Below are 21,433 nucleotides of genomic sequence, written 5' to 3'. Positions count from 1 at the left end.
TTAAACTATATAAAATTTATTTTAAAAAAATAAGAGAATTGTAAAATTCTCTTTTAAATTTTAATCTACTTTTACTGTATTTCCAACTTCGAAATCATTCCAATATGAAGTAATGATATATTCTCCAGGCATTAATCTTATATTCAATGACGCCATACCTTCATCATCAGTTACTCTGTAATAGAATCTACCATTTATATTAAATGATATATTTTGCTTAGCTAACGGATTGCCCCGACCGTCTAATGTCTGCACAGTAAAGTTGCTGCCGTCAAGATATTTCATGGAAAGATCACTTGTTACTAAAGTCGGCAATACATTTATATTATTACCTATATCCAGACCGTCAACGATAGTGGTGATTATATAATTTCCAGGTCTTAAAGCAATGCCTAACCTGGCTATACCATTGCTGTCTGTGGTTTTTTGATAGAATACACCATTAATATTAAATGTAACCTCTTTGTTTATTGCAAGAGTTCCGTCTTTATTGTAAATTTTTACTTCAAAATTAGAATCATTTCTGTAGTACTTGGTTAAATCATTTGACTCAATTAAAGATTTAACAGTTATATTAAATCCTTTACTTTCACCAGTAACTGAATTAATAGCAGTTAAAATATACACATCAGGTCTTAAATTAATATTTAACCTAGCTACACCATTTTCATTTGTTTGACGTGTGTAAAATACACCATTAATGTTAAATGTTACATCAATGTTAGATAACGGTTTGCCATCAGTACCTAAGAAAGTTGCAAAGAATTGAGTTTCATTTTTATACATTTTAACAAGGTCTTTACCTTCAATAGTGGTTTTAACAACAACTTTTGAATAAACAGACATATTGCCGTACATTGTTGTTACATCATATGTTCCAGGCATTAGGCCAATTGCCAATGATGCAAATCCATTGGAATCAGTTGTTTTATTGTATTTTTTACCATTTACAGTAAATGTAATGGTTTTATTAGCTATCGGATTTCCAGCACCATCTTTTAAAGTAGCATTAAGTCTTTCTGATCCGCCATAATATTTTTCAAGATCTTCAACTGCTAACTGTATGTTTTCACGTTCTACAACAAGTATCTGATGTAATGCAAGAATAGTTGAACCTGTAGACTGGAAAAATACAGTGTTATTGTCTTTAGTTAAACCATCGGTGTTGAAAGTATAATAATCAATTGAATTTGAAGTCTTATTCCATACATCACTTTTTATTTCACCATTAAAAACAATGTTTCCTTCATTTTTTTGTCCGCCTGCTGCAAAAACATATAATGTGGAGTTAATCATTGAAGTGGAGTCAATGTTAAATTTAGTATAAGCTCCGACATCCAAATTTTTATTATTTGTTTTAGAAAGTAAATCTGCACCTTCACTCATATAAACAGTTTTACTAGCACCATTTTCATTATTAGTTAAAAGTAATAAAGAACTTGGATAAACAGCAGTTAAACCACTTGTTTTATTTAAAGTAAAAGTATTTAATCCTTTATTGATTAAATCTGTAACATTATAAACTGCAAGTCCGTAGCCGTGTTTGCCGTATGCTCCTAAATTAGACTGGTCACGGTAATGGGCAATTGGTGTAATGATTTTATTATTGAAAGTAACTATCCAATCACTTACATCAGCTTGCTTATTCCAATTATATGAAACATATAACAATCCTTCTTTTAACTCCCCTTTAAAATCAATATTCCATGTGTCGCTTCCATTTGTACTTTTGGATCCTAAATATGATGAATCATCTTTATTTAAAATAATTACATCACCAGTAATATCATAAACACGTGTAATTGTAGCATTCATGGCAGGATATGCCAAATCTTTTCCTAAATTACCGTTATAAACCACCATAAAATTACTGCTGTTGGTGTCATTTAAAATACCGTTTTTATCTTCAACAATAACTCTGTAAACAACATTGGTATTATTGTTTCCTAAAACAGTATTTTCATCAATTGGTCTAATAAAAGAATCTATTATATTTACTGATTTGGAAGAATTAGCTTTTACAAAATCAACCAAATAAGAACCAACAACACGGCCATTATCATAAACATAAACAGTTACATTAGTTAAATCCTTGTTAATGCTGTTAACTGTAATAGTTAAATTATTAGTAACACCAGCATAAATAGAATTTTTATATTCTGAAGCAATATTAGTAGTAACCACAGGAGATTCTCTGTTAATCACTTTAAGTAATTGAACACTTGATTTAATAGAACCATATCCCTGAGATAATGCAGAATATGTAAAATCACTATTATCACCTTTTTGGAAATAATCTGTAACATCCCATTTATTATATATATAATAATCTTTCACAATAGTGTCTTCTGGAATAAACAGTTGATTATCATTAAACTTATATGCTCCGTTATTGCTAGACAACATTATTGCTTCAAAGTTAACTTCCCCTATGTCACCAGTGTAATTTTTTGTATAAATTAAATTGCTTACAGTGCCCTGAGTCCATGACATTCCTACATTTAACCAATATGTGATACTATCGCTGTCCCCGTCATTATATGCAATAAATAATCCAATCATTTTTATTCGTCCATCAAAAGCTTTACCTTCAAATGGAGTGCTAGATACATCTATTTTAATTTTTGAATTAGGACCTAAATATTTTAAATCACCTAAAACATCATAAACCATTTGATAATCAGAATACTGTTTTGTAGTATGATTATTAATCACATACACATTCGGATCACCAGCCTGATTACCAACATAAGTTAAATTTTCATATCCCAATACCTTACTATTTCCTGCTGTGTTTAATGTAGTATTTGAGTGTAAAGCATAGGTTTCCGAATTTCCACTACCTGAATAGATATTTACAATTACCTTAGCAGAAGTAATTTCCTGCACACCATCAGGAATTGTATATTCAAGACTTCCTGTGGTACTCCAAGGGTTTGTGCTTATTAATTCTGCATCACCTGAAACAGTACCCTGATCAATTTCAGGCATTGAATCAGCTGTTTCTGCAAATGCACCATTAATTGTTAACAAACCAACAATCAATGCAACCAATATAAAAAAAAATTTGTTTTTAACATTCATCTTTCTATAACCTCTTTTATAAGGATTCAATTTATTAAACAATGAAAAAAATTGTTTAATGAACTTTATTATAAAAAATGTAATATAAATAGGTATTTAAAGTATTACTTATAAATTAATAATTTCAAAAAAAGTAATACTTAAAATTTAGCTAAAATAAAAGTATTACTTAAATCTATTTTTTTATCAGAGAAGTAATACTAATATAGTTAAATTTATTAAATTTTAAATCAATAAAAATAAATATTGAAACAGAACTTTTAAAATTTTTATTTTTTATTAAAAAAGAATAGAAATATGGTGATTTAAACAAATAAGCTGATTATGTTTCAATAGGAGGTAATATATGAATTTAGGTAATAAAAAAAATTTTTCACCTATAATACCATTTATAATAATATTAGCAATAATTATATCATTAAGTCCAACGGCAATATTTGCACAGGAAAATGCAACAAACTCTGAAATTCAAAATATAACTGAAACAACTGCTGATAACATAGAAATCAACTTGGAAGAAAACAGTATCTGTGAAAATAATTCTCAGGAATGCAGCTTCCCATCTTATAAAATATCTTATAGTAATGTAATTAAAGAAAATAACCTTCCTAAAAAGGCATTGCTAATAAGCGATAATCCTGGGACAAACATATTAAATGATGCTGCCTGTGATGTCTTAAACACATACAAAGATGTAGATATACAGGTTAGAAGCTGTAATCAAGTTTGTAAAATGAATGAAAATGAATTATACAATCTTGTTGAAACTAGCGATATTGTTATTATTAACTGGTTAACTTCTGATGCTGATTCAGTATTTACTAATTTACTACTAAAATATCCAAATCTATCAAATAAAGAACTGTTTTTATTTTTAGAAACATCCAGTAGCTCTCAAGCAAAGAATTTACACTTGGTTAGAAATTCAACAATAAATCATGAAAAAATATTTTCAGATAAAAGCATATATACTGAAGAATTTTTAAACAATTACTTTTCAATGACTAAAAGAGGGCAAAATTACGATATATATTATGAATATATTACAAATGGAGATGGAAAATTAGTTAATGCAGAATTTAACAAAGCAGTGTTATATAAAAATTACAATAACAAAGAAAATCAAATAAATGAAATATTGTGGGCTTTAAATATTACCGGATACGAATGCAAATATTCCGATCCGCGTTTTAGTAAAACCTATGAATACGGAATATTTAGAGAACAGTACATGACACTTGAAGAATATAAAAAGAAATATTTTGATTCCTCAAGACCATATACTGTGGGTTTACTTGAAAGTAATATGTATGTAAGCAACGGTCAATTACAGCCATACTATGCATTAATCAAATCATTAGAAGCTAAAGGATGTAATGTTATTCCCGTTGTAGCAGCTGGCGGGTCTGAAAACCAGTTAAAAGTAATGGTAAAATACTTTACCAATGCTCCAAGTTATGAAGCCTATTTAAATAATCCGTTGAAATATACAAATAATGTCAATGCAATAATTTCAATGCCGGCATATGGTATTGGAGGAAATTTATTTGATAATACAACAAAGTACTTTGAAACTGCTGGAGTTCCAGTATTTCGTGCGGTCCATTCTGATTATGTCAGCAATGAAGAATGGGAATTAAGTGCTACAGGACTTCCTGGAAATCGTAGTGATAAATGGTGGCATGTAGCAATTGGTGAAGCACAGGGTATTATTGAAGCTACATTTGTTGGAGGAGTTACCCATGAAATTTCTTCAAAAACCGGAGCTCAGTTAAGCGGTTTTAAAGCTCATGAAAAAAATATTGATTTGTTTACTAAAAGAATTGTTTCCTGGATAAATTTACAATATACAGTTAACAGTGACAAAAAGATTTCTTTAGTTTACTTCAACTATCCTCCAGGAAAACAAAATATCGGATCAAGTTATTTAGATTCAATTACAAGTGTTTATAATCTATTATATGAACTTAAATCACAGGGATATAATGTGGGAAAACTCCCAACAACTGTTAAGGAACTTGAAGACATGATGATTAAAAGCGGTATTAATGTAGCAACCTGGGCTCCTGGAGAATTGGAAAAATTATCCAATCAGCCAAATATCGTATTATTGCCAGTTGCAGAATATGAAAACTGGTTTAATAGTTTGGAACCAATTTCTAAAGTTCAAGTTATTGAAGGTCCTGTTGCATATATTGGTCAGTTAGCTAGAAATGCAATAGCTATTAATTATACCTCACCAATGAAAGATATAATTAGTGATTGGTATAATGGCGTCAAATCATTATTGCCTGAAAATTATACTGAAAGTGGAGTCATGCTTCTAGATAAAATCGTTGCAGCTTTAAACAAATACTTACAAAGCGGAAATGATAGCGATTATCAGGAATATTTATCTCTTAAATCCCAATGGAAAGCATTGAATATTCCTGGATTAAACGGATGGGGAAAAGCTCCTGGAAACATTATGACAGTTACAAAAAATGGAGTAGCATACTTTGTAATTCCCGGTTTAAAATTCGGTAACATATTCATAGCTCCAGAACCTCAAAGAGGATGGGAAGCTAAATCAGATTTACTATATCATAGTTCTGCAGTAGCACCTACACACCAGTATCTGGCTGCATATTATTATATGCAAAAAGAATATTCCTCAGCTATGGTTTTTATTGGAAGACATGCAACACATGAATGGTTACCTGGAAAAGAAGTTTTACTGTCAACAACTGACTATGGATCAATTGTAGTTGGTGACGTTCCACAGATATATTTCTATATTTCTGACGGATTAGGAGAAGGATTAGAAGCAAAAAGAAGAGGATTTGCAGTTATGATTACTCATTTAACCTCACCTTTAGCTTATACCAGTCTCTACGGCAACCTAACTGCAATAGCTAATTTAATAAATAAATATGAAAATACTACCGATAAAACTCAAAAAGATACAATAGCTTCCAACATTAAGTTATTAATTGAAAAAAATAATTATATTCAATCTATGGGATTAACTCAGGAGGAATTTGAAAAATTAAATTTAAATGAAGTGGTTAAAGCTGCAGATAAATTTTTATTTGAAGTTCAAAATACCCTTTACCCACTAGGTTTGCATGCTATTGGTCAAAATTGGACAGTAACTGACATCAGTCGTAGCGTAGTTGCTGCACTGTCCCAGGAGTTTACATATGATGGAATAACCACAACAATATTTGATGAAGTTGCAAAATACCTCTTTTCTAAAAAATATTCTGAATTAAATGCCTTAGAAAGAGATAAAGTATTAAACACAAGTGAACAAATAGTAGCCGCATTAATATTCTCAAACAGTACTACAGTAGCTAATGTTTTAGGTTCAGACAACCCTAGTTTAATTGCTGCAATGAATTATGCAAGGTATTATATTTCTTTAATCTATGCTTCCATAAACAATGAATTAACATCATTTATTAATGGATTAAATGGTAAATATATCCCTGTTGTATCTGATGGAGATGTAATTAATATTAATTCACTTCCAACTGGTGGGAATTTCTTCCATGATCAATCACAGGAACTGCCAACAGAAGAAGCATATAACTATGCCAAAACACTGACATTGCTTACACTGTCATCTCTTAATGAAAAAACACAAAAAATTGCAATGGGAATTTGGTGTGTTGAAACAGCAAGAGATAACGGTGCATTGATTTCAGTAGTATTATATCTGTTAGGTATGCAACCTGTTTATACTTCATCTCCAAGTGCCGGAGGTAAAACTGAAGATGGTGACAGTGTCGGTACCAAAACTAAAATAATGCCAAAATTTGTCGGGTTAAAAGATTTGGTCAGACCTGAGGGATGGGCTAAAAAAAGAATAGATATTGTTGTCATTACAAGCGGTAACTTTAGGGATTTATACAGTACCCAGGTTTCCTTATTAGACAATGCATTTAGAGTAGCTTTAGCCAGATCATATTTAACTATCATTAATAATAAAACATTGATGGAAAGTAAATATGGAAAAGACATGAAAGAAGCATTGGATAAAGTAATGGAAGGCATTGGATATTATGGAGTCGGATCTGAATCTTTTGATGAAAATTATGTAGCCCGTCATTGGGTTAATGATTTTATATACTACAAAGATTTGGGCTATAATAATACATATGCTGGAGAAGTAGCTATTACCCGCGTATTTGCACCGCCAAATGGAGATTATGGAGCAGGTATTGCCAAATCCGTTTCATTAAGTTGGACATGGAACAATACCAATGATTTAGCTAAATTTTACTTAGGCAGAATGGGAAATATGTACTCTAAAAATTACTGGGGCGAAACAAATCCTGTAGTATTTGCAAGAGTTCTCAATAATACTGATGACATTATCGTCAGCCGTAATACAAATGTTTACGGCGTTGCAGATAATGATGATTTCTTTGATTACTGGGGCGGTCTTTCAATGGCAGTTTCATATATTAATGGAAAAACTCCTAATATGAATGTGTTAATGTATGGTAATAAAGACAAACCATATATCAGTTCCATTGAAACTGTATTGTCTAAAGAAACAGCAACCCGATACTTCAATCCAAATTGGATACTTGGAATGATGAATGAAGGATACAGCGGAGCACGTTATATCTCAAATAAATTCCTGAATAATTTATTTGGATGGGCTGTAACAAGACCAAATGCAGTAAACAACTGGATGTGGGATGAATCATATAATGTTTACATCAAAGACAAATACAATTTAGGAGTAACTGACTGGTTACAAAGCGGAAACAATAATTATGCATTTATTTCATCTGCAGGAACCCTTTTAACTGCTGCATATAACGGTTACTGGCAAACAGATAAAGGAACACTGGAAAATTTAGCAACAATGTGGGCAAATTCCATAATTGTAAACGGTGTTGCATGCTGTGACTGTAGCTGTGGTAATATAGCTATGTTAAAATGGGCTACACAATATATTAATCCAGATTTACTGGCTAAATTTAATGACCAACTTTATCAGGCTACTCAAAATAACATTTTTGCCAATTCATTTGTTCCGACAAATTCAAATAATCCAGATTCAAATGAAGAAAGTCAAAGTTCATCAAAAGCTACAAGTACAACACAATCCAGTATTATAAGCTATGGAGGATCCAACTCTCAAATATCTTCAAGTATTGGTATTGACAGTTCCCAAAATCCATCCTCTTCAAGCAGTGAAGTTTCAGCTTCTGAACAGGAATCCGGAAAATCTTATGAAGTATCTAAAGACACATCTTCCAGTTCATCTACAAAAGGAGATATGCCTATATCACTTATTATCTGCATTGTTGTAATGGTGCTAATATTTGGTTACGGTTATTATAAACGAAAAAATGAAGAGTAAAACACTAAATTAATAATTTTTTCTTTTTTTCTTTTTTTTATTATTCTTTAATTTCTTTAAAAACCTGAATTTTTACTTATTAATAAATATTAACTTTAATAAAATACTGTTTTTTATTGTAAAAACATATAAACATTTAAAGCTAATAAGAAACATATATTATTATTAAAAATAAAATGAGGCCAATTTATGTTTTGGAATGAGAAAATCGAATGTATGTCAAGGGAAGAACTTGAAGAACTACAATTAAAAAAGCTTCAAAAAACAGTGAAACTAGCTTTTAACAAAATTCCATATTACAATAAAAAATATACTGATTGTGGAGTTTTCCCAGAAGATATTGAAACTTTAAAAGATATTGAAAAACTGCCGTTCATCACAAAAGATGATTTAAGAGAAAGCTATCCTTATGGTCTTTTTGCAGTTGACATGAAAGACATAAAAGAAATACATTCATCTTCAGGAACTACCGGAAAACCTGTAGTATCCGGATACACCAGAAAAGATTTAGATACCTGGGCAGAAACAACTGCAAGAGGATTGGGAATGATGGGTGTTGGTGAAAACGATATTATTCAAAATACCCACGGATACGGATTATTCACAGGAGGATTTGGTGTCCATTACGGATCACATAAAGTTGGAGCAACAATAGTTCCCATATCAACAGGACAGACCAGAAGACAAATTGAAATAATGAAAGACTTTGGAGTAACCTGTTTAATTGCAACACCGTCATATGGAATTCACTTGGCTGAAGTAGCTGAAGATGATGGAATCAATCCCAAAGATATGAATCTTAAAGCTATCGGATTTGGAGCTGAAATGTGGAGTGAAGAAATCAGACAAAAATTAGAAAATCTCTTTGGAGCACCTGCATACAACATTTACGGACTGACAGAGCTTATGGGACCTGGTGTAGGAGTGGAATGCAGTGCTCAAAAAGGATTGCATATAGCTGAAGACATTTACTATCCTGAAATAATTGATTCCACAACCGGCAAAACATTAGGAGAAAACCAAAAAGGTGAACTTGTATTAACAAACCTTGAAAGAGAAGGAATGCCTATAATCAGATTTAGAACAAAAGACCTGACTTCACTTACCTATGAGCCATGTGAATGTGGAAGAACAAGTGCAAGAATGAGCAGAATAACCGGTAGAGCAGACGATATGATTAAAGTAAAAGGAGTAGCTATATTTCCATCCCAAATAGAAAAAGCATTACTTAAAGTAGGTGATGTAGAGCCTCATTATTTAATTATAGTTACAAGACCTGGAACTTTAGACCAAATAGAAGTAAAAGTGGAAGCTTCCAAAAACCTTTTCTTTGATGGAGTAAAGGAAATGGTCGATATTCAAAGCAAAATAGCTAAATCTATTGAAAATGAAACTGGAATAAGAGTAAAAGTAACATTAGTTGAACCAAAAAGCCTTCCAAGATATGAAGGAAAAGCTAAAAGAGTTATAGATAAAAGAAATTTACACTAAGGGGATTAAAATGAACAATATGAAAGTAAAACAATTATCAATATTCTTACAAAACAAAAAAGGAAGCTTATATGATGTTCTTGAAACATTATCTGAACATGATATAAATATAAAAGCACTTTCACTTGCAGATACTTCTGATTTTGGCATATTAAGAGTTGTAGTAGATAATCCTCAAAAAGGAGAAAAAATACTTGAAGAAAACTATCTAGTCAAAACAACTGACATAGTAGCTATTGAAATGACAGATTCACCTGGAGGATTATCATCTGTTTTAAAAACTATAAAAGAAAATAACTTAGATTTAGAGTATTTATATGCATTTACTCATGATAAAAAAGATAAAGCAATTTTACTTTTACATACTGATAATTTAAATGCTTTAATAGATGCTTTAATTAAAAATGAAATAGTTATAGTACCTCCAGAGGAAGTCTATAACTTATAAAAAAGGTAAATTTTTTACCTTTTTAATTTTCCTTATCTGCCGGCGGAGTGTAAACACGACTAGCTAATTCACTGTCAAGTGTATACATTAAATCAACAGAATTTTGTGCTCTTTTTACTTTACCTACCAGTTCCATTGCATTTTCTTCTTCTTCAACTTGTTCTTCAACAAACCATTGCAGGAAATTATTGGTAGCATGATCTTTTTCTGTAATAGCAATATCAACTAAATTATTAATAAGACCTGTTACAGTTTGTTCATGAGACAATACATGTTCAAATGCAGCTAATGGAGAATCCCATTCAGTTTGAGGTCCTTCAATAGCATCCAATTTAACAGAACCTCCTCTTCTAATTATATAGTCATAGATTTTCATTCCATGTTCCAATTCTTCTTGAGCTTGTACTCTCATCCAATTTGCAAAACCAGGTAAATCGTCATCTTCAAAATAAGAAGCCATTGACAAATAGAGATATCCTGAATACAATTCTGCATTTACTTGTTTATTTAATTCTAATTCCATATTATTAGAAAGCATATTATCACCTTTACTAAATAATTGGATATATCTATTATATAAAGTTTGAGATTATACGAATAAAAATAAACAAACTATATTAAATTAAAAAATTAAAAAAATATATAAAGTGTGGTAATATGGTTAAATGTGATAACTGCGGAGCATCAATTGAAGAAAGCGACAATTTTTGTATGAATTGTGGAAATAAAATTGAAAAAAACAATGAACATGACATACTTCCATTAGTAACCCTAATTAAATGTCCAAATTGTAAAAAACAGATACTGAATGAATGGAAATACTGTCGTTTTTGCGGATATGACACAAGCCAACCAAGCGGAACATCACTAATTAAAAAAATAGTTGATGATGTTGCTTATAATTCAAATGTTTTAAGATTTTGCACTACCTGCGGTAAAAAATATCATGACGACTCAAGTATCTGTCAAAATTGCGGAAGTGAAATTCCAAAACCAAAAGAAAATTATTTCGGAGACCTGTCTTATGAAAACTTCCAGCTACTCTATATAAACCAGATTCTTATTCCATTATCCGAACATTACAATACAAACTTTAGAAAAATTCTTATAAAAGACCATTTTAACATTTCATATGACGAAGAATCACATATACTGTATTTACTAATTGAATATGCAATACGTAATCCTAATGAAAATATTATCCCTTATTTTGAAAAAATATTAAATGAAACAAAAGAAAATTTTAAAGATATTGAAAAGGCTGTTTTAAATAAAGTAAAACCACAAATAGAGGAATTATTCAATAGTGAAGGGTTGACATTCAAAAACAAAAAACAAATTAGTGCTGCCGAATACCAAACTATTAAAACACCAATTACAACAGATAAACACGGAGGAGGTACAAAAGCACTGGCAACATTTGGTTTCGGACTATTGGGATATGCAGCTTCTTCAGGTGTGAAAACTGAGGTAAAAACTGAGAAAATTAAAACACAGGATGCTAAATACTGTTATACAACCATCAATATTTCAAAAAAATATGTGGATATTGATATTGCAGTATCCAGAGAAAATAACACTAAAGTTATTCTAAAATGGAGAAATATATCCCTATTTAGCGATGATGACTACTTTGTATTAGATTCCGGAGAAACCTTTAAATGTGTACTTTACAGTGATGAAATTAATGAAGTAATCACCTCATCACTTCTTGACGTTGCAGTTACCCACGATTCCAGATTAATCCATGAATACCGTCCGGAAATATTATTAAAAGTACAAAAATTTTTAAATGAGCTAATAAACCAGGAAATTAACAGTTCTAAAATAAATGAATCTTCAAAATCAACTGTTAATCTTGAAAAACTAATTGAAATGTATGACAAAGGATTATTAACCGATGAAGAATTTATTGCTATGAAGAAAAAAATTAATTAAAAAAAGAGGGTTTATTTAACTGCATTAATTACAGTTTTTCCACCCATATAAGGAACTAAAACATCAGGAACTTTAACACTGCCATCTTCCTGCTGATAATTTTCAAGTAAACAGCAGATAGTCCTTTCAGTAGCTATTGCAGTACTATTTAAAGTATGTAATGTTTGTGCATCTCCGGAACCTGCTTTTCCGAAACGTGTTTTAGTTTTTCTTGCCTGATAATCCTTACAGTTGGTACATGAAACTAATTCTCTGTAAGCCTTGGAACCTGGGAACCATGCTTCAAGATCATATTTGACAGCTGCATTATCATTAAGTGCTGAGGACACAATAGCTACTACATGATAATGTAGACCTAATTTCTGATATATTTCTTCAGTTACTTCAAGCAACTTTTTATGAGCATTTTTGGACTCTTCAGGAGTTGTGTAAATAAACTGTTCAATCTTTTCAAACTGATGAACCCTGAATATTCCCAGTGTATCTTTACCGTGAGATCCTGCTTCTTTTCTAAAACAGGTTGAAAGGGCACAGTACTGAATAGGCAAATCTTCAGGAGCGATGATTTCATCTCTGTGAAGTGCCGCTAAAGTCTGTTCTGCAGTAGCTATCAAATATAAATCTTCATCAGCCACTTTGTATAAAGTTTCTTCAAATTCTCCTAATTCAGAAGTTTCTGCAGCCACTTCTCCTTTAACAAAAAACGGAGTTTGAAGTGGAATATAACCTTTAGATTCCAATTCATTTAAAGCAAACTGAATTAAAGCCAAATTAAGATGTAAAATATCCCGTTTTAAATAATAAAACCTTGCACCAGCTATTTGAGCTGCTGTTTTCATATCTGCACCGTCAATTTTTTCAATTAAATCAACATGGTTTAACGGTTCAAAATCAAATTCAGGAATTTCACCGTATTCTTTTACAATTTTATTGTCATCTTCAGTATCAGAAATAGGTACATCCTCATCAATGATATTTCCTACTTTATATCTGTAATCATCACGTAATTTTTTATATTCCTCAATTTTAGGTCCTAATTCCTTAATTTCATTAGCTACTTCTTTAGATTGGGCAATTACTTCTTCCAAATTACCTTCCTGTTTAGCTTTTTTAAATGATTTAGATAATCTGTTTTTTTCAGAACGTAAGAAGTTTAATCTTTTTTCCCCTTCTCTCCATAAAGTATCATATTCAATAACTTTTTCAGCAGTTTCTGTTCCTCTAAATCTTTTTTTCTCAGAATCAAAAATTAATTCCGGATTTTCTCTGAATAATTTTATATCTAACAAATTATGTGTCCCCTAATTAGTTAATCATATTATAATTTATTTTTTTTATTTTTTATATTTAATGATTTCATATATTTAAAGCATAATCTATTTTTAAGATAATACTCATTTTAATTACTATATTTTCACATTAACAAAATATTAATTAATATAAATCCAAATTAAATAAAAATAATTAATTTTAAACATCAAAAAAGTTATAATTTGATTATAATATTAAAAATATCTTAAAAGTGACAATAAAAAAAGAAAAAGAAGAGATTAATAAAATCTCTTAAATTAAGATATTATTATTGTATTTCCTGTTTGGAAGTCATTCCAGTAAGATGTAATAATATATTTTCCACTCATTAATCTCATAGTTAATGAAGCAACACCATTATCATTAGTAACTTTATTATAAAACACACCATTTATGTTAAATGTAACATTTTGATTAGCTAATGGTTTACCTTGACCGTCTAATGTCTGTGCAGTAAAGTTACTGCCATCTCCATAAGTCATATTAAGGTCACGAGTAACTAAAGTAGGTAAAACAACTATATTGTTACCTACAGCTAATCCTTCATACATTGTTGTAATAATGTATTCTCCAGGCCTTAAATTAATTGCTAAACTTACTACACCATTTGAATCAGTTATTTTAGTGTAAAATACACCATTGATGTTGAAAGTTACATTTTTACCTACTGCTAAAGATCCGTTTTTATCATAAATAGTTGCTTGGAATTTAGAATTGTTTAAGTAATATTTAGTTAAGTCACTTTGTACAATTAAAGATTTTACTGTTATGTTAAATCCTTTTTCTTCACCAGTTACAGGATTGTAAGCAGTTAAAATGTACTCACCAGGTCTTAACATAATACCTAAATCAGCTACACCATCTTTATCAGTCTTTTTAGTGTAGAATACACCATGAATGTTAAATTTAACAGTAGTCTTAGTTAATGCTTTTCCTGTGCTGTCAGTGAACTTAACATAGAATCTAGTATCATTTTGATACATTTTAACTAAATCTTCACTTATAACAGTCGGATTAATAGTTACAGTAACATTCTTGGATATTTTACTGTATACCTCAGATTCATTATATGACACAGTTGCTGTATATACTTTAGAATCTAAATTAAGTCCCATAGAAACAGTACCATTATCATCAGTAGTTTTAGCATAAGTTTTACCATTAATAGTAAAATATATAATATCATTAACAATTGGCCTACCTTGGTAATCTGTTAATTTAGCAACTAAACGAGTTCCATCATGATAAATCATTACAACATCATCAACATATAAGTTTACATCCATATTTGGAATTACGGTTATGTTTCCTTTTTTAGTCATGGAAACATATTTAGCATCACCAGAGTAAGTTGTAGTGATATTATAATCTCCAACATCTAATCCAGGAATATTTACTTTTGCAGTTCCATTAATTATGTTTGCAGTGTATTTTTTACCTTCGATTTCAACAGTAACAGTACCTTCTGCATCTTTAGGTAAATCCACACCAACAGTAGAATTTACTCCCTCTTTAAATTCAGGAACAGTGACATCCATATTATAATCAGATATTTTCAATACAGTAAATTTAGTTGTGTTTTGAGCACTATTATAATTGTTATCACCTATATATTTAACAAATACATCATAAGTGCCTGCTTTAAGTCCGCCTATTACTTTAATTGTCTGACCTTCATTAATAGCTACTGTATAGTTCTGATTATCAAGTGTAATAGTTACATTGCCCGTAGCATCACTATCTAAATTAACAATAATAGTTGCATTTTCACCAACTTTAATATCTTCAACATTAATGGCAATTGTAGAATCTATTTTATTAATTTTAAAGCCACCAGAAATATTAGTTCCATTATAGTTATCATTTCCAGCCCATGTAGCACTGAAATTATACAATCCAGCAGGTAGCTTATCAGCAGAAACATTTCCCTTACCGTTAATAACTACTACAGAATAATTTTTATTATTAATTGTTACAATTACATTACCAGTTAAATTAGTATTATTTACACCATTTAAAGTAGCATAAATAGTTAAATTTTCACCATAGTTAACATCTTTAATAAATACATTAAGATTTAGATTAGCTTTAATAACATTTACAGTATGGAAAACTTCAACTGCTTCATATTTATTATTGCCCCGATATCCAATTTTAATATATTGAATACCTGCTTCTAAACCGGTCATATTCCATAATGATACGCCTTCATCGTCAATTTTAACATAATAATAAATTTCACCAACAGACATCAGCACCCAACTAGGATTAGCATCTTTAGGTAATTCAACTTTAACAGTTAAATTTTCACCAAATATTATACTATCCTCAGCAATTACATTCATTTTAGGCTTTTCTTTAGATACAACAGTATTATTCCCATCATACTTAAAAATAGCATCATTACTGTTTTTATTTTCTAAAACACTTCCATCTTTTCCATCATATAACACATTAGAAGTATCATTTAAATTTTTCCCATTTTCACTGTTATTATATTCCAAATATTTTCCATCAATTACGTGAAACTAATTATTTACTGTGTCATTAATCATACTGGAAGTTACATTTTCTGCATTAACTGCCGAAATAGATAGTATGAATAAAATCATAGTTGAAATTATTAAAATTTTACTTTTAAGCATTTTCTACCTCCCAAAATAATAAAAAAATATTATTTCTCAATATACTTATTCCTTTAAAAAATGTAGAAACAAATATCGTAAAAAAAACATGAATAACAAAACATCATAAAAACAATCTTCTTATACAAACAAATGTATATGCATTTAAATATTTTATATATTGTTAAAAATAATAGTATTTGGCTTTAAAAAAGTAAAAGAGATATTATAAATTTATTCTAAAAATGATTTGAAAAATTTTTCAAATTCCTCATCATCCATAGGTTCCGGTGTTGTGAAAACTTTATTCTCCATAATATTTGTAGCTAAGGATTCATATTCACTAGCTTCCTTAGATTCAGGGTATTTTTCTACAACGGTTTTTGCATCTAATTCACTTTCCTGAATTAAATTGCTTCTATTAATAGTTCCAATAATACGAGTTCCTATCTTTGATGCAAATTCGCTGACAATTTCCTTTTCATGGTCAACATTTCTGCAGTTGCAGATTATTCCGCTTAAATTTCCTTTAAGTTTTTTAATTCCTTTAACAATATTATTAGCCGCATATAATGACATGTATTCTCCGGAAGTTACAATTATTACTTCATCAGCATACTTTTCACGTAAAGGCACTGAAAAACCTCCGCAAACAACATCTCCAAGTACATCATAAATGACTACATCCAAATCCTTATCAAAAACACCTAAGTTTTCAAGTCTTTTCATAGCTACTATTACACCACGTCCGGCACAGCCAACACCCGGTTCAGGACCTCCGCTTTCAACACATAAAATATCATTGTATCCTTTTACAATAATATCCTCTTCACTGGGTTTTCTGTTATTTTTAAGTGTATCTACAACTGTCGGGATTCTTCTACCGCACAATGTACGTGTTGTATCAGCTTTCGGATCACATCCAATAACCAAACAGTTTAAATCATTATTTGCATAAACTGCAGATAAATTAGCTACTGTTGTACTTTTTCCAATTCCGCCTTTTCCATAAATAGCTATCTTTTTAATCATTTAATTTCTCCTTTTATGTATTATTCTTAGACCTGATGAGATAATTGCACATACTGTAATAAATATGCATAACATTAAATTTATAATTATAGAAATTTTAAAGAAGTTAAATAAAACAATTATTCCCGGAAGAGCATAAAACATTAAAGCCACTAAAGTTCCAAACTTTTCATATTCTAAACCTTCAGAGCTTGTTTTGAAAAACTCCATTAATTTCAGAGTTATTATAATCAAAAACCAAAACGGCAGTAAATTTACATAACACAATGCAAAAGAGCTTAACATGATAAATGCAAAATCTGATAAAACATCTACCTTTGCCCCGTTGTTTTTATTATCTATTTTGTATCTTCGAGCCAATTTTCCATCTAAAACATCACTTAAAACAGCAAAAAGGTAAATGACAAATATAATTATCAGATTACCATTTAAATAAAAAACACTACAGGCAAATAAAATTCCAAAAATTATTCGAGATAAACTTAAACTATCAACCAAATGCCTTTTATTCATAGATATCTACCTTTCAACAAGTTTATAAATAAAATCATTAGCTCTTACTTTTGTCGGAATAGCTACCCCTACATTATTGCCTCTTTCAACTTTTTTGACATTTTTGCCGTCAATCTGCATTGAATCAATTTTATGTTTTATGGAGCCGGTAGTTTTTCCCTGTATTAAAATTTCATCTCCAACAGCCAGATCATCCCATACTTTAAGTTCTGCAACTTTTACCCTGTTAAAATAGTTAACAACCTGACCAATATCTTTTTTAATGAATTTTGACTGATTATTTTCACTTGTTTCATATGGTGTATTAAAGTAAAATCCAGTATCAAATCCACGGTTAAATACACTTTTAAGCTCTTCTATCCATTGAGGATTTATTTTGTACTCCTTAGGATTTTCATAATATTTATCAATAGCCTGTCTATAAACATTAGTTACCATTGCACCATAATCAGGACTTCTTGCTCTTCCCTCTATTTTAAATGAATCAATTCCTGCTTTAATCAGCTCAGGAACATGTTCTATCATCATCATATCCCTTGGTGAAAAAAAGTTAGTTCTATAACTGCCATCATATGATTTTGATATTACAAATGATTCCTCATTAACTTCCGACAGATTTATTACGCTGTCGTTGTTGTCTTCTTCAAAAGTCAGTGTCCAGTTTTTACGGCATGGCTGCAAACAGTCTCCACAGTTCGCACTGCGGCCATACAAACCTGAACTTAAAAAACATCTGCCGGATATTGCCATACACATTGCACCATGTATGAACACTTCTGTTTCAATCGGAGATTTTTTAACTGTTTTTTTAATATCTTCCAAACTAAGTTCCCTTGATAAAATAGCTCTTTTAGCACCTAACTTCTTAAGTGTTTTCAGCATGAAGGAATTGGAAGTATTTTCCTGAACACTTATATGTGCTTCAAGTCCGTTATCTACAACATCCTCTATTAATCCTATATCAGATAAAATAATTCCATCAATTTCAGATGCTGCAATTTCTTCTAAATTATTTTTTAATTCTACAGCCCTGTCTTCGTTTAAAATAACATTGCTGCATAAATAAGTTTTGGCTGAATATTGTTTAGCAATTTTAGAAACTTCAGATAAATCATTAAGAGAAAAATTTTTAGCATTTGCCCTCATATTAAAGTCATCAAGACCAAAATAAGTGGCATCTGCTCCGTTTTCTAAAACTGCTCTAAGGGAAATAAAGTTTCCTGCAGGAGATAATAATTCAACCATAATATCTTAAGGTTTATAGTATGTTTCAGCTTCAATATCATCAGGAAGCTCTGTTGGATAACATTCATTTAAACAACCTAAGCATAAATCTTCTTTAGGCATTCCAATAGCTTTTACCAATGATTCCAAACTGATATATCCTAAGGTATCAATATCCAATTGCTGTCTTATCTCTTCAATAGAATAATTAGCTGCAATCAATTCTTTTTTACTGGCCATAGCTACTCCATAAAAACAAGGAGCTACAACTGGAGGACATCCCACTAAAAAGTGTATTTCAGCAGGTTCCGCTTCTTTTACAAAATCAATTAAAGATTTGGAAGTTGTTCCACGAACAATACTGTCATCAATTAAAACTATTTTTTTACCTTTAATAGCTTCTTTAATTGGATTCAATTTTAGTCTGACAGCCAGTTCACGTTCTTCCTGTGTAGGCATAATAAAAGTTCTTCCAACATATCTGTTTTTAATTAAACCTTCACCATAAGTAATTCCGGAAGCTCTTGAATATCCGATAGCTGCAGGAATTGAAGAATCCGGTACAGGGATAATTACATCAGCATCAATTGGGAATTGTTCATATAACTGTTTTCCAATATTTAGTCTTGTCTGATATACATTAACTTCATCAATTGTACTGTCAGGTCTTGCAAAGTAAACATATTCAAACATACAATGAGCAAGAGAAGTTGTATCAGCCAGTTCCAACATGTAACTTTGAATTTCATTATTTTCAAAATATATAACTTCTCCAGGTTTTACATCCCTTATGAATTTAGCATTAATTACATCAAAAGCAACAGTTTCAGAAGCTATGATAAAATCATCTCCTCTTTTAGCTATTGCTAAAGGTTTCATTCCGGCAGAATCACGAACTCCATATAAATCACCATTAACAAGTATAGTTAATGCATATGATCCAACTAATTTTTTAGAAACTGCTTCAATGGATTCTATAATACTTTTACCATTAGAATAATGCTCTTTTCTTAACATGTAACAAATTACTTCAGAATCAGTACCTGATTTAAACTCATAACCTTCACGAATAAGCTCACGCCTTAACTCATCAGAGTTTACAATATCTCCATTATGAGCCATAGCTATAAATCCATCATCAAAATCAGTCACAAAAGGTTGTGAATTTTCAAGTTTAGATTCACCAGTAGTTGAATATCTTACATGCCCAATAGCCATATTTCCCTGAAGATTATTAATTTCATAATCTTTAAAAACATCAGTCACTAAGCCCATACCGCAGTAATAATTTAATCCTTTATCTGGACTAAAAGTAGCCATTCCTGCAGATTCCTGACCTCTATGCTGAAGAGCATATAAACAATAATAAATCAAAGAAGAAACATCCTTAGAATCATCTACAGAATGTATTCCCACAACACCACATTTATCTTGCATTTCTCCTTGCATTGACAATCTCCCATATATCATATAATTATTAATTATAAACTTTCTTTTTATTAGTATAAAATTATAGTGATTTAATCCCAAAAATTCTCAAAATTATTTGAGATATCATAATCATCTTCAACTTCTGAAGTTTTATTTAAATCTCGTTTCAAGTCTTCTTCATCATTTCCAACAAATATTAAAGCTGTTTTGATAATTTTCAGCCAGTCTATTGCGTCCTGTCTTGATTGGGCACCAATATAACCCTGACCAACAATAATATTCTCCGGTTTAAACTTATTTGTAGCTATTGTAACTTTTTTTGCATCTGCAAGGTCTTCTCTAAAAGCTTCCTGCCACAAATCATTCAAATTATAAATTTCAAGGAATTCCTTAGAGTAAATATCCTCATAACGAGACTTGAAAGCGGTAAAATCAGATTTTAAATCATCAATAGTTTCTTGCAATTCCTTATTTTTTAAAGATACATCATCATAATCTTCAATGAGTTTATTGTAATCATCAAGTAAGCTATTGTATTTATGAGTTAATTTTAATAATTTATTTTCTAAAGTATGAACATTAACTAAATTTAAAGAATAAGATAAAGCTGCACGTATAATGGAATTCAGTATTTCATCAGCAGCCAAATTTGAGTCAACAGTTTCATTTTTAATAATGTTATTATAATCGAATAAACCGACATGATTAAAATCAGTTTTTAAATCATTGAAAAGTAAATTGTAATTCTCATCCTGGCCATAACCTCCAATGAGAATAATATCTCCACCGTTAGCTACTTTTTTTGCTATTTCAAAATTATTTGTAGGGATAATTGAAGAAACAATTATATTATAATCCCTTTCAAGCTGAGTATTATCTACAGATTTAGATACAACTTCAGCAATATCCAATCCAGATACAATTATACGTACATCAACTTTTGAAATTACGCTATTTTCATTTTCCATAGCTATA

13 protein-coding genes are annotated in these 21,433 nt (G+C 30.2%); 4 read left to right on the top strand and 9 right to left on the bottom strand.

Annotation, left to right across the window (positions count from 1 at the left end; translation table 11 throughout):
- Positions 1-60 precede the first annotated feature (60 nt).
- Positions 61-3,084 carry a DUF3344 domain-containing protein gene (locus tag MSM_RS08580; RefSeq protein WP_011954719.1) on the bottom strand — a complete coding sequence of 1,008 codons (3,024 nt, stop codon included), beginning with the start codon at positions 3,082-3,084 and terminating at the stop codon, positions 61-63.
- A 346-nt stretch (positions 3,085-3,430) separates the two neighbouring features.
- Between MSM_RS08580 and MSM_RS08575 the strand changes: the two genes are divergently transcribed.
- From MSM_RS08575 to MSM_RS08565, 3 genes are all read left to right on the top strand, one after another.
- Positions 3,431-8,446 carry a cobaltochelatase subunit CobN gene (locus MSM_RS08575; protein WP_011954718.1) on the top strand — a complete coding sequence of 1,672 codons (5,016 nt, stop codon included), beginning with the start codon at positions 3,431-3,433 and terminating at the stop codon, positions 8,444-8,446.
- Positions 8,447-8,635: 189 nt separating this feature from the next.
- Complete coding sequence (locus MSM_RS08570) at positions 8,636-9,937, top strand: phenylacetate--CoA ligase family protein (RefSeq protein ID WP_011954717.1); 1,302 nt, start codon at positions 8,636-8,638, stop codon at positions 9,935-9,937.
- A gap of 10 nt (positions 9,938-9,947) precedes the next feature.
- The gene (locus MSM_RS08565; protein WP_011954716.1) at positions 9,948-10,385 is read left to right on the top strand and encodes an ACT domain-containing protein; all 438 of its coding nucleotides are present in this window, start codon (positions 9,948-9,950) and stop codon (positions 10,383-10,385) included.
- A gap of 22 nt (positions 10,386-10,407) precedes the next feature.
- Here MSM_RS08565 and MSM_RS08560 read toward each other — a convergent pair whose 3' ends face one another.
- Positions 10,408-10,923 carry a ferritin gene (locus MSM_RS08560; protein ID WP_004033675.1) on the bottom strand — a complete coding sequence of 172 codons (516 nt, stop codon included), beginning with the start codon at positions 10,921-10,923 and terminating at the stop codon, positions 10,408-10,410.
- A gap of 119 nt (positions 10,924-11,042) precedes the next feature.
- On the opposite strand from MSM_RS08560, the gene MSM_RS08555 reads away from it, so the two are divergent.
- A complete protein-coding gene (locus MSM_RS08555; protein ID WP_011954715.1) occupies positions 11,043-12,323 on the top strand; it encodes a zinc-ribbon domain-containing protein in 1,281 nt (426 codons plus the stop codon).
- 11 nt (positions 12,324-12,334) lie between these two features.
- On the opposite strand, the gene serS is transcribed toward MSM_RS08555, so the two are convergent.
- The 7 genes from serS to MSM_RS08520 form a co-directional block, all read right to left on the bottom strand.
- Positions 12,335-13,612 carry a serine--tRNA ligase gene (serS, locus tag MSM_RS08550; protein ID WP_004033671.1) on the bottom strand — a complete coding sequence of 426 codons (1,278 nt, stop codon included), beginning with the start codon at positions 13,610-13,612 and terminating at the stop codon, positions 12,335-12,337.
- Positions 13,613-13,891: 279 nt separating this feature from the next.
- Complete coding sequence (locus MSM_RS08545) at positions 13,892-16,138, bottom strand: Ig-like domain-containing protein (RefSeq protein ID WP_011954714.1); 2,247 nt, start codon at positions 16,136-16,138, stop codon at positions 13,892-13,894.
- Positions 16,139-16,492: 354 nt separating this feature from the next.
- Complete coding sequence (gene cfbC / locus MSM_RS08540; RefSeq protein ID WP_011954712.1) at positions 16,493-17,290, bottom strand: Ni-sirohydrochlorin a,c-diamide reductive cyclase ATP-dependent reductase subunit; 798 nt, start codon at positions 17,288-17,290, stop codon at positions 16,493-16,495.
- Entirely contained in the window at positions 17,291-17,803 is a 513-nt protein-coding gene (locus tag MSM_RS08535; RefSeq protein ID WP_011954711.1) for a CDP-alcohol phosphatidyltransferase family protein, read from the bottom strand.
- Positions 17,804-17,809: 6 nt separating this feature from the next.
- Positions 17,810-19,048 carry a peptidase U32 family protein gene (locus tag MSM_RS08530; protein WP_011954710.1) on the bottom strand — a complete coding sequence of 413 codons (1,239 nt, stop codon included), beginning with the start codon at positions 19,046-19,048 and terminating at the stop codon, positions 17,810-17,812.
- 6 nt (positions 19,049-19,054) lie between these two features.
- Complete coding sequence (gene purF / locus MSM_RS08525; RefSeq protein ID WP_011954709.1) at positions 19,055-20,497, bottom strand: amidophosphoribosyltransferase; 1,443 nt, start codon at positions 20,495-20,497, stop codon at positions 19,055-19,057.
- A gap of 50 nt (positions 20,498-20,547) precedes the next feature.
- Positions 20,548-21,426, bottom strand: coding sequence for a hypothetical protein (locus MSM_RS08520; RefSeq protein ID WP_011954708.1), 879 nt, complete (start codon positions 21,424-21,426; stop codon positions 20,548-20,550).
- Positions 21,427-21,433: the final 7 nt, after the last annotated feature.

The organism is Methanobrevibacter smithii ATCC 35061, from assembly GCF_000016525.1.
GTDB classification, from domain to species: domain Archaea; phylum Methanobacteriota; class Methanobacteria; order Methanobacteriales; family Methanobacteriaceae; genus Methanocatella; species Methanocatella smithii.
This window is presented reverse-complemented; position numbering and strand designations above follow the sequence as displayed.

Coding starts and splice junctions, on each gene's coding strand:
- MSM_RS08580 (WP_011954719.1), bottom strand. CDS start 3,084: ATGAATGTTAAAAACAAATTTTTTTTTATATTGGTTGCATTGATTGTT.
- MSM_RS08575 (WP_011954718.1), top strand. CDS start 3,431: ATGAATTTAGGTAATAAAAAAAATTTTTCACCTATAATACCATTTATA.
- MSM_RS08570 (WP_011954717.1), top strand. CDS start 8,636: ATGTTTTGGAATGAGAAAATCGAATGTATGTCAAGGGAAGAACTTGAA.
- MSM_RS08565 (WP_011954716.1), top strand. CDS start 9,948: ATGAACAATATGAAAGTAAAACAATTATCAATATTCTTACAAAACAAA.
- MSM_RS08560 (WP_004033675.1), bottom strand. CDS start 10,923: ATGCTTTCTAATAATATGGAATTAGAATTAAATAAACAAGTAAATGCA.
- MSM_RS08555 (WP_011954715.1), top strand. CDS start 11,043: ATGGTTAAATGTGATAACTGCGGAGCATCAATTGAAGAAAGCGACAAT.
- cfbC (WP_011954712.1), bottom strand. CDS start 17,290: ATGATTAAAAAGATAGCTATTTATGGAAAAGGCGGAATTGGAAAAAGT.
- MSM_RS08535 (WP_011954711.1), bottom strand. CDS start 17,803: ATGAATAAAAGGCATTTGGTTGATAGTTTAAGTTTATCTCGAATAATT.
- MSM_RS08530 (WP_011954710.1), bottom strand. CDS start 19,048: ATGGTTGAATTATTATCTCCTGCAGGAAACTTTATTTCCCTTAGAGCA.
- purF (WP_011954709.1), bottom strand. CDS start 20,497: ATGATATATGGGAGATTGTCAATGCAAGGAGAAATGCAAGATAAATGT.
- MSM_RS08520 (WP_011954708.1), bottom strand. CDS start 21,426: ATGGAAAATGAAAATAGCGTAATTTCAAAAGTTGATGTACGTATAATT.